Annotated in this window: 5 protein-coding genes, 1 pseudogene and 1 riboswitch; of the genes and pseudogenes, 1 reads left to right on the plus strand and 5 read right to left on the minus strand. The window is 35.1% G+C overall.

The annotated features are described in order from the left end of the window. The 5 genes from E4T68_RS07315 to E4T68_RS07335 form a co-directional block, all read right to left on the minus strand. On the minus strand, window positions 1–2,875 hold a 2,875-nt coding region (locus E4T68_RS07315; RefSeq protein WP_209305063.1), incomplete at its 3' end, for a prenyltransferase/squalene oxidase repeat-containing protein. Between the two features lie 58 nt (window positions 2,876–2,933). Beyond that, window positions 2,934–5,618: an energy-coupling factor transporter ATPase gene (locus tag E4T68_RS07320; protein ID WP_167753856.1), complete on the minus strand. Its 2,685-nt coding sequence runs from the start codon at window positions 5,616–5,618 to the stop codon at window positions 2,934–2,936. Beyond that, the gene (locus E4T68_RS07325; protein WP_135125591.1) at window positions 5,591–6,496 is read right to left on the minus strand and encodes an energy-coupling factor transporter transmembrane component T; all 906 of its coding nucleotides are present in this window, start codon (window positions 6,494–6,496) and stop codon (window positions 5,591–5,593) included. Before E4T68_RS07325 ends, E4T68_RS07320 begins: the two co-directional genes overlap by 28 nt. A 13-nt stretch (window positions 6,497–6,509) precedes the next feature. Beyond that, window positions 6,510–7,274, minus strand: coding sequence for a DUF4430 domain-containing protein (locus E4T68_RS07330; protein WP_135125593.1), 765 nt, complete (start codon window positions 7,272–7,274; stop codon window positions 6,510–6,512). A gap of 3 nt (window positions 7,275–7,277) precedes the next feature. Continuing rightward, window positions 7,278–9,977: a DUF4430 domain-containing protein gene (locus E4T68_RS07335; protein WP_135125595.1), complete on the minus strand. Its 2,700-nt coding sequence runs from the start codon at window positions 9,975–9,977 to the stop codon at window positions 7,278–7,280. 131 nt (window positions 9,978–10,108) lie between these two features. Next, window positions 10,109–10,253, minus strand: a riboswitch (adenosylcobalamin (AdoCbl) riboswitch). A gap of 210 nt (window positions 10,254–10,463) precedes the next feature. On the opposite strand from E4T68_RS07335, the pseudogene E4T68_RS07340 reads away from it, so the two are divergent. Then, a pseudogene (locus E4T68_RS07340) lies at window positions 10,464–10,969 on the plus strand (helix-turn-helix domain-containing protein); the annotation flags it as partial.

Genomic DNA, 10,969 nt, shown 5'->3' on the forward strand with positions numbered 1-10,969 from the left:
CTCTGGCTCTCTTTACACTTTCCTTATCTTGTGGGAATTGTACACCTTGTTCAAATTTATCTAACAAATCATACAATTCTTCCATTTCTTCTCGTGTTGCCTCTTCTGTTGGCTTGACATCCTCTTTTTGTTGTTCCGACACTTCTGGTGAGGCTGGTTTTGCATCTTCTTTCGGTTGTTCTGGCACCTCTGGAGTGACTGGTTTTGTATCCTCTTCTGGTTGCTCTGGATTTTCTGGTACGGCTGGTTTTACTTCTTCTTTCGGCTTGTCTGCAGTTGCACTGTCATACTCTGCTAATTGACGTTCTGTCTCTAAAAGTACATCTGTTGAACTTTGGCTCAAGTCTTCTCGATCCAATTCTGATAAGCGGTTGTATATATCTCTGGCTCTCTTTACACTTTCCTTATCTTGTGGGAATTGTACACCTTGTTCAAATTTATCTAACAAATCATACAATTCTTCCATTTCTTCTCGTGTTGCCTCTTCTGTTGGCTTGACATCTTCTTTCGGTTGTTCTGGCACCTCTGGAGTGACTGGTTTTGCGTCCTCTTTTGGTTGCTCTGGATTTTCTGGTACGGCTGGTTTTGCATCTTCTTTTGGTTGTTCTTTGTTTTCTTTAGGAACGTCCAAATCTTTCTTTTCATCTGAAAAATCATATAATCTAGGTTTAGTATTGACAAAACGGTCATACGCATTCAATGAATAAGTTACCTGTGTTCCACCGAAAATATCGGATTGCCCATTACTGAACGTTGCATATCCACTTTCACGTTGGAACGCACGCAGATAATCTACCATATTATTTGAACCTCGTGTGTATTCTTCACTAACTGGATTAATACCTAAGGCTGTTAAAGCTGTTAAAACTTGAGCGGTACTTGCACTATTTCCGACATTATTTTCACCATAACCGGCTTGATCATTCATTTGTTGTTGCAAGTACATTAACCCTTTATTAACAGCCTGTTTAACTGCATTATCTTCAGGGGCATTTTTATCATAATATGGAGCTAATGCCTGTAATGACATAGCTGTCATATCAACACTACCAACTTTTTGTGTTTTCGCTAGGGAAAAACTACCATCTTCTTTTTGGAATTTTAATAATTCAGCAACTAATGTTTCTTTATTCCATACAGATTGTTCAGAAATCGCATATCCTTTGCTATCCAAGGCAATTAGAGTGAACGCAATTGCATTGGACGTTTCTTTACTCAGACGACTATTATTATATAGTTTTTCAATTAGGTTAGCCTCTCCAACTTTGGTAGAATCTTTTCCAATTGCTCCTAAAGCTAAGACAACACGGGCAATATCTGTTGTTTTCAATCGCTTATTCTCTGAAAATGTATCAACTACTGAAGCAAAATATTGTTCTAAAGACTCTTGTTTCAACAATTCAGGATTTGTTCGTGCCAATGTGAAAATAACCCATTCATCTCCATACTTAACTTGCGATTGTCCCACTAAATAGTCCGTTCCATGTTTAATGCTATCTGTAGGTACAGCTACTTTTTTAGAATCTGTTTGTGTGTCTTTTGTTACAGTAACTGTAAAAGTAATCGGACTTATTCCGTTAGTTGTATCCACAGGTGTCCCTGTGACCGTAACAGTCCCAACATTTTTTCCAACAAGTTGGTGCGTTGTCCGGTGCGGTACATTCAAGTTAGCACGTGAAATATTACTTTTAACCTCTACAATATTAGGTTGGCTATACGTCCAAATAAAACGTTGATCTGTTGCTTCACTTGGTGTAGCATCAATTTGTAAATCAATCGTTTCATAGGGTTTTACCGTATACTCACGTTGTGCAAGTTCAACTTTTTGTAACGGTGCTTTATATTCAAAGCGAATAGCAACTTCTTTTTTAATCTCTGGTTGCCCCTTACTTGCCACGATAAAGCGCGCAATTCCTGCTTTTTTCGGTACAATACCATTGCCATGTAATTCTTCAAATTCAGCAATTTCAGGTGTCAACGCTGTCCAGGTCACATTTTGATTTGATGTGTTGCTTGGTGTAAACACGACTTCATATTCATTTTCAGCTCTTTGCATATTTAATCGTTTACTATTAATACCAATATACTTTGTGCCACTTAAAGCGTTCCAGTGTTCAATATATACAGGATTTGGCACAACAACATCAATCTCTTTTGCTAGCACATTTTGTTTAGATGCCACAAAACTTTTACGCGCTGTTTGATCTCTCATTTCAACTCGAAAAGTTGCTTGCTCAACATTTTGCAACACAAAAGTTCCATCTGAACCGATATACGTTCCACTATCAGGTGCCACAAATTTCAATGCTTGAGATGGAATATCAATAAATTCTGTTTCTCCGCTTTTTCGCCCTTTAACAATCACCTTTTTAGGATTGCTGGCATCAACCAAGGCTGGATTGTCTTCACTAATTTCCTTATCATCTACAAAAAGTTTTAATTCTTCAATTTGTGAAGATACATTATTAATCGTAAATGTACTCAATTTTAATGCATCACGATATAATAATGGATTTTTATCATAAACAGACGCTAATACTTCACGAACATCATGTGGATTATATGTTCCATCTGCCATAACCCAAACATCACGCCAACGATAAATACCTGATTTTCTATCTACATAAGATTGAAAATGAGCCCCTTGCTTAGACAATTCAAATGTATCTGCATCTTCTAAGATAAATTTCCCAACATCTAAACTAGATAAGTGAAATATTTTGTTTTCATCTGGTCTTTTAATGGTTCCATCTTGTGCTTGAAAAACAACAGATGCATTCTCTTGAGCATGTCCGCTTGTCCATGGAAAACATATCATGATTAAACTGGCTAACATAACAACATGTTTCACCAAATTTTTCATATATTTTTTCATCAGTCTACTTCACTCCTTTTTACTTTATTTTTATCCACTCTATCATGAGTGTGTGTAATTATATATCGTATTTCTCACGAATACGACCTATTTTTTCAATCATACTGTCTGCACCTATATACATAAAAAATATTGTGGCCACTGCATGAATCATATCAAACGGTAATCCTTGAACAAAAGCAGCAATCACTATTTCTACTGTTAAATGGTGTTGGACAGTAATTACTGTGGATAGATTTAAAATAGGTCCATAAATAAGTAACGCACTAAGTCCACCAAAAACAGACAAAATTATCCGATTAGTGCTTAATACTTTATAGCGATACAATATGCCCGCTAGCCAACCAATTAATGCAAAAGCTAACATTTGCCATACTGTCCACGGTCCTTGACCAAAATACATATTACTTAATAACGCACTAAGCGCACCTACCGTAAACCCTACCTCGCTCCCTAATGTCACACCTGCTAAAATAACAATGGCTAACATGGGTTTAAATTGTGGTAACATGAAAAAGGCAATTCTACCTGCTACTGCTATAGCAACAAATGTACTAATCATAACCAAGTGTCTAGTTTTCCAATGTCTTTTTTCAAATGTTAACACATAAGGAACAAAAATTTCTAAAACAACAAGATTTAAAGCAATATAATACTGTCCTCGACTAATCACATATGAGCTCCAAAAGACTGTCATCATAACGGCTAAAATAGAAAACATTCTATATCTTAACATTTTGGGTGTTTCTTTAAGTAATGGTTCAAAACGATACTGCTTTTTATTTTGTTGTGCAATTAATGTGAAAAACACACTAATGCAACACATATATCCAGCAATAACAATAATGTATGGAATTAACACATGTGGCTTTGAAACAATCGCATTTGCTTGAGAACCACCCGATAAGAATTCCATAATGCCCTTGCTATCTAGACTGACGTAGAATGTTAACAACATAAATCCTAATAACGCACTACCTATACCAAATATTTTTTTTAATGACCAATCAGTGTCCTCATCTAAAGGTTCATCATGTGCATCACTCTCTTTGCTTTCACCAAAAACAACTTGTTCCTCAGATAATTCTGGAAAAACTCCTCCTATACTTTCTACAATATCTTTAGCAGTAATAGCCTCAGGCATAGTATGTCTTGCCATTAAATTTCCTGATGTTGTATAAAATTGATTATGACTAAAGAACTGACGTGTATGCCCACTAGAAACGATATTCCCATCAAAAAATAATGCACATTGATCCGCAATACTAGCAACACATTCTAAGTCATGCGATACAAATACAATTGTTTTTTGCTCTTGTTTCAATTGTTTTAATATACGCATAAAAATCTGTTTAAATTCTCCATCAAAACCTTTGGTTGGCTCATCTAAAAGCAAAATATCTGGATTTAATAACAATAATTTTGCCAAAGCCACACGCTGTTGCTCCCCACCAGATAAATCAAACGGATGTTGTTGTAAAATATGATGTAACTGGCACAGTTGAATAATATGTTGAGTAAATGGGTTCTCAACAGACTGCCCCATATCACTTAATTCTAATTCAACCGTTTTTTGCGTAAACAACGCTCTAGGATTTTGTGGCAATATCGCTAATGTTTTTCCCAAAATATTTTCTTTTGAATGATGAGTTATTTTTTTTCCATGAATATAAATATTGCCACGTTCATGAAAGTATAGTTGTCCTAACACATTTATCAATGTTGATTTCCCCGTTCCATTACCACCAACTATGGAAAAAATACTGTTTTTGGGAATATTCAATGTGACACCTTTTAAAATAAACTCATCATCTTGAGCATAACGAAACCAAATGTCTTTAAGTTGAATACTGTACTCTTTAGAAATTGGATTTTCCAAAAACTCATGATGTTGCAAGGAATTTTGCTTAACATAATTATCTAGCCATTGTTTCCCTTGGTGGATAGTGATAGGAAGATTATCATGTTTATCAAGACACCACCATACTTGAGTAGGGATAGGCAAATTCCAAAATAGTTCATGCTGACAGTGTTTCAACCACTGTATACCTGCCATAACAGAATTAAACTGCTTTACTTTTCCCTTATCAAACGTCACTAATTTTGTTGTCATAGCCATAATTTCGGCAATATTATGTTCAATCAAAACAATAGTGACACCTAATTCTTGATGGATTTTTTCTAACATTCTAAAAAATTCAGTTGCTGCAATAGGATCTAATTGACTCGTTGGTTCATCTAATAATAATATCTCTGGGTTAAGTGTCATAATAGATGCCAACACTAGTTTTTGTTTTTGCCCACCAGATAACTCATGAATATCTTTATGAAACCACTCTTGCATCCCAAAAAATGATGCCATTTCAGCCACTCGTGTGCGAATTTTACTCTGTGGAAAGCCTAAATTCTCCATTGAAAACGCCAGTTCATGCCACACTTTGTCTGTAACAATCTGATTTTCTGGAACTTGCATCACAAATCCTATTTTTTCAGCTTGTTTTCTATCTGATAAATATTCTATAGCTACACCATCAATCAAAATGTCGCCACTTAGCCTACCACTAGGTGCTAGTTTTGGTTTTAACTGCCTAAGTAGCGTACTTTTCCCACTACCAGAACTTCCCATTACTAACACAAAATCTCCTTTATCAATCGTCAAATGTACATCGTCCAATATTTTACGTTCTTGATTCGGATAACTAAAAGATAGATTTTTTATTTCAATATAAGGCTTTTTCGCCATAACCATTTCTCCTGTATATTTAATAGTATTGGTGCATTCAATAAAAACATATATATTATCCAAAAAACAATAGACTTACCATGTATTTTTGATTGAATGATTGGAAAATAACTAAAATGAAACTGATTCATGTGAAGCCCTATTACACATCCTATACTAATCATACTTAGACACAATAAACTATATTTATCGCGCTTAGTCATTGTAAATATATGAAAATGCGTTCGCTTAGCCACTCCGTATCCTCTAGCTTTCATACTATCCGCAGTATCAATACCGTTTTCTAAAGCCCATGTCACTAAAATAGACAAAATACGAATACATACACTCACACGTCGTCTTATTGATCCTTTATGCATCGAATACCCTAGCATTTCTTGAGCTTTTTGTATTTCTTTTAATTGTGCGATAAACCTTGGTACAAACCGCAAACTCATTGATAACAATAATGATAAAGCAGGAGAAATTTTTCCAAATAAATACACAAATTTATCTGTTGTCATGATGTGATGAAAATAATCAAACCACAACACAATACATACGTACATACTTCCTGCATAAACACCGTATAAAATGGACTCTAATGTTAACGGATTACCACTAGGAAAATACCATAATATCGTTGCACCAGCATGAGAAAATAAGGGATTAATGATTGCAGCGATAAAAAATATAGGCATAAGTATCTTACATTTTTTCTTTAATGCTCGTAATCCTTGATGCCACACTAAACAACATACGGCACTACTAAATGACAATACAATAGAGAGCGGATGTAAAACAAGACAAGTCATAACTATACTCATCACAAAAAATAGCATCGTCACTATAGGATTGAGCTGTGAAAAAGCATCACTGTACAGTTGTTTTTGTGCCATATATAACTCCTTACTATCGACTAATATCTTTTCCTAATCCTTGACATGTGTATAACCATTCTACTACATCTCCATTTTTTAATACGTAGCGACTTGCTCCATAATTTGGAAATACACCATTTACACGATACATCCATCCAGACTCTGGGCCACAATCAAACTCATATAGGTTTCCAATCCCTTTAACGTATGCACTATTATAAATAGGCGTAAAGGTTGAATCCATGTGAATGCCTAATTGGCGTGTTAAACGTTGCAAGACAGAAAATACATTTTCATTTTCAGAAAATTCTACTTCTGTTACAGCAAGTAATACACCATTTTCTGGTACTAAACTAACCTTATCTGGATCTAATTTATCCATATTATTTAAAATAGTATCCACTCGGATAGTAAATGTTGCTCTATACACTTTTTCCTTATTAACAACCACATTCTCTGGTTCGACTGGTTTTGGTAGAGCAGTAGAAACTTTTCGTTCCTCAACGATTTCAGTCACAATCCGAGTTGACTGCTCGCCAGACTGTTCAATCTCTTGTATACTTGAGTATTCTTGATTAGATTGCTCTACGTGACTAGCATCAGATGAATTGGATTGATACTCGCTAGTTTGACTGGCTTGTTCAACACTTTGGCTCATCTTTGTTTGATAAGCTACTTGGTCTTTTTCTTGATTTTGATTCCATAATGCAATAAGTAAACAACCTATTGCAACAATACCAATATATAGACTAGCTAATATCACTTTTCCTTTTTTCGTCTTCAATAATTTTTTCATAAATTACCACACATTCTTCTTTTTCAATATCACAACACAAATGACACCAAAAATCCCTGTTCCTAAAAGCCACATATATAATAAGTCATACGTTGTACTTGTTGTACTATTCTCATTTTTTTGAGTGATTGCCGGTAAACTCACTCCATTTTGCTTATTCTCCAAAGATTTATCTTTACTCTCTTGAGGTGTTTTCTCACTAACTTGTGACATTTGAGGTACTGATACGATATGCTGCTTTAACACAACTTTACTTGGAGCATACACCGTTTGTACTCTTTGAACTGTATATTTTCTTATAACAGGATGACTAGCAGGTGGATTGGAACGAGAGCCTTTATCCTTATCACTCTGCTTATCTTTATTATCTTCATATTGAACCATTATAGGACTAATCGGTTCAGATAGTTGCCATGTTTTCGTATCAGACATATCATACAATCCAGTTTTACCAGAAACTAAACGATAATAGGCAACCAATGCATAACCTGCTTGTTGCGTTGAAAAAGGTTCTGCTACACCGATATGATGTATTGTATAGAAAAATGACCCGTCCTGCGATTGATACTTCAACATAGCAGCTAACGGATTATTGCCGTAGCGGTTAAACCGTACATCACTTGCCACATCTATACCTAGTTCAGACAAAGCTGTAACTACTTGTGCAGTTGAAGGTGTATTTTCTAGTCCATGGCTTGCTCCTGATTGGAATCCTCCAGTTGACAACATCATATTAGATAAAGCTATTACACCTCTATTAACTGCATCTAACACTCTTGCATCATTTTTTCTATAATACGGTGCTAGGGCTTGTAGTGCCATAGCCGTAATATCTGGATCTGATACTTTGCCAGATAAAGACCATCCTCCATCAGCAAGTTGTTTGCGTAAAATCTCATCTAATAATTGTTGTCGTGTATCAACTAAATATTCTTGTGAATAAGAGGATGAATTTGCTGCAATAAGTGCAAAAATCGTCCCATTGATACCTTGCCAATTTAAATACTTCACATCTTTAAACCCTTTAAATAAGTCCATTCCTCTAACATCATTTACTTGCACACCTAGTGCAGTTAAGGCTAAAATCATTCGACTCATTTCTGTTGAACGTTTATCAATGCTATTGCTAGAAACACGTTTAATCTTGCCAGATTGCACATCTAAATTTTCCTCAATATGTGCCAAAACGTTGTGATAGTACCGCTCATATAATTTATTATCAGCAATATTTCCTCTAGCTAATGTTAAAATTTCCCACTCTGTCCCAACACCAATTTCTGATGCTTTAGACACATTTGTATGAATAAACTTTAATACATTATCAAGCGGCTTAGCAATGTCTACATTCGTGATATTTTTCAATCTTAATACTGATATAGCATGGTACAGTTTCCGAATAGCACTCAAAATCTCCTGATCACTTACAAGTGCTTTAGAAGAAATAACTTTACTTTCTTGTATCAAATCTGTAAGCTCTTTCCAAGATTCTGTGGTATATAGTTCCTCTTGATACTGTTTAACATACTCTAGTAACTCATTTAAAGATGCTTTCAACTTCTCTACGCTCTCAGACTTAAACATATCTTCTGGTTTATCTATACTTTGATGAGTTCCAGTTGGATTGCTCGGTTTTGTTTCTTGTCCAGTTCCGTTTGAACTGTCTGGATTTATTTCCTGCTCCGTTCCTGTTGGACTGCTTGGATTTATTCCCTGCTCTGTTCCTGTTGGACTGCTTGGATTTATTTCCTGCTCTGTTCCTGTTGGACTGCTTGGATTTATTTCCTGCTCTGTTCCTGTTGGACTGCTTGGATTTGTTCCCTGCTCTGTTCCTGTTGGGTTACTTGGATGTGTTCCCTGCTCCGTTCCTGTTGGACTGCTTGGATTTATTTCCTGCTCTGTTCCTGTTGGACTGCTTGGATTTGTTCCCTGCTCTGTTCCTGTTGGACTGCTTGGATTTGTTCCTTGCTCTGTTCCTGTTGGGTTACTTGGATGTGTTTCTTGTCCACTGTTCGAATTTTCATTTTTTGATGTATTTTCGATAACCCCTTGTTTAATTAACGAAATCAACTCTTGTACATGACTGGATGATGTTAATGGGTTAATAACAGCCTGATATGCTCTCTCTTTTAACTGAACATCTTTAATTGTTTCCAATAATCTAATCAACTCTGTTTTATCAGCATGTTGATACAAGGCATCCCCACCTAAACCGAGGTCGGCACCTAAACCTTCAAGCGTAAATTGCCAACGAATAACATCATTATCTTTTAATGTCCATGCACCAGCACCAACGTTGATTTTGAAGTGATTGACGGTAATCATCCAACCTGATGTACTCGTGTAATCAAATTCACCTAATGAGCCTGAAGGACTATCTGTATCAATTTCCTCATTGATATAAGAAGGCAAATTAACCACACCATTATTTATTCCATAAATTCGTGATAAATAAAACTGTGATCCTATTCCGGATGCATCAAAAGCTGTTCCAGTCTGACGAAACAACTCTCTAGTCGCCACTTCAGCTGTTGATCCAACAGGTAAAGTTAATTTGGTCGGTTTAATATAAAAACCTTGACCTAAATTATACCCTTCGACATCAACATAGACATTAATTGATTCACTAGCCATGATGCGATGAGTAAATCCCATTATCATCAACACCATTAATCCAATAAACCAAGTTAATTTTTTATAATTCATTTGAACTCCTTTCTTAACATAATAAAAAAATGCCTCAGCAAATCGTCTGAGGGCATGTGAATTTTTATTTGTAAACCTTTCCAATAAACAAAAAGTGACTCTTTTATCCTAAAATCAATTTTTGCATTACAAATAAAGAGTACGCCCTTGATAACACACCTCCTTGATAACTTCTCTATTCAACGACCTGACTTATCTTTTTTAAAGCATCACAGTAGAAAAGGGCTGTTAAGGCATCTCACCTTATTCCTTGAATAAAGAATACTATTCAATTTTATGTAAAACTTAATACCAGACTTAAATTTTACACTTAACTTATTCTGTTATTGAATACACTATACTCATGTATATCAATAGTTTTATTCTAACGTATCCTAAGATGATAGTCAACAACTATACCCTTTGTCATAAACTTATATCAATCGAATGTGATAATGTCTTAAAGTAATCGAATGACAAAATGTCCCAAAATGATAAACTAGAGATATGAAAAGGATAGAATTAACAGTGAATGAAATAAAAAAATATAACGTCATCAAAGCCGTTCATCATGGCAAAAAAACAAAACAACGTGCCTGTGTTGAATTAACTTTATCATTAAGACAAATTAACCGACTACTTCACAATTATGTTCAATTGGGTAAGTCAGCTTTTTCTCATAAAAATAAAAAACGCTCTCCAAAGCATAGTCTACCTGAATCTACTAAAACTTTTATTGTAGAACTATACCAATCATTCACCAATTTAAAACCTAATGTTGTTCATTTTACTGAAATGTTAAAACAAGAACATGGCATCAATTTAACAGATACAACTGTTCGTACCATTCTCTATAACCATGGGATGATTTCTCCCAAAACACATCGTAAAACAGTAAAACGACTAAAACAACAGAAAAAAGTAGCACAACAGGTGAGACATGAATTGTCTATAAACTTACCCCGTTCTTGTGAGTTTCTAGCAGATAGTGACACTATCCACCCTAGTCGTCC

The sequence above is a fragment of the Granulicatella sp. WM01 genome (genome assembly GCF_004570605.1).
Taxonomy (GTDB): domain Bacteria; phylum Bacillota; class Bacilli; order Lactobacillales; family Aerococcaceae; genus WM01.

Bases quoted from the DNA above. Each gene is read 5' to 3' on its own strand.
- E4T68_RS07325 (WP_135125591.1), bottom strand. From the start codon at position 6,496: ATGGCACAAAAACAACTGTACAGTGATGCTTTTTCACAGCTCAATCCT.
- E4T68_RS07335 (WP_135125595.1), bottom strand. From the start codon at position 9,977: ATGAATTATAAAAAATTAACTTGGTTTATTGGATTAATGGTGTTGATG.
- E4T68_RS07320 (WP_167753856.1), bottom strand. From the start codon at position 5,618: ATGGCGAAAAAGCCTTATATTGAAATAAAAAATCTATCTTTTAGTTAT.
- E4T68_RS07330 (WP_135125593.1), bottom strand. From the start codon at position 7,274: ATGAAAAAATTATTGAAGACGAAAAAAGGAAAAGTGATATTAGCTAGT.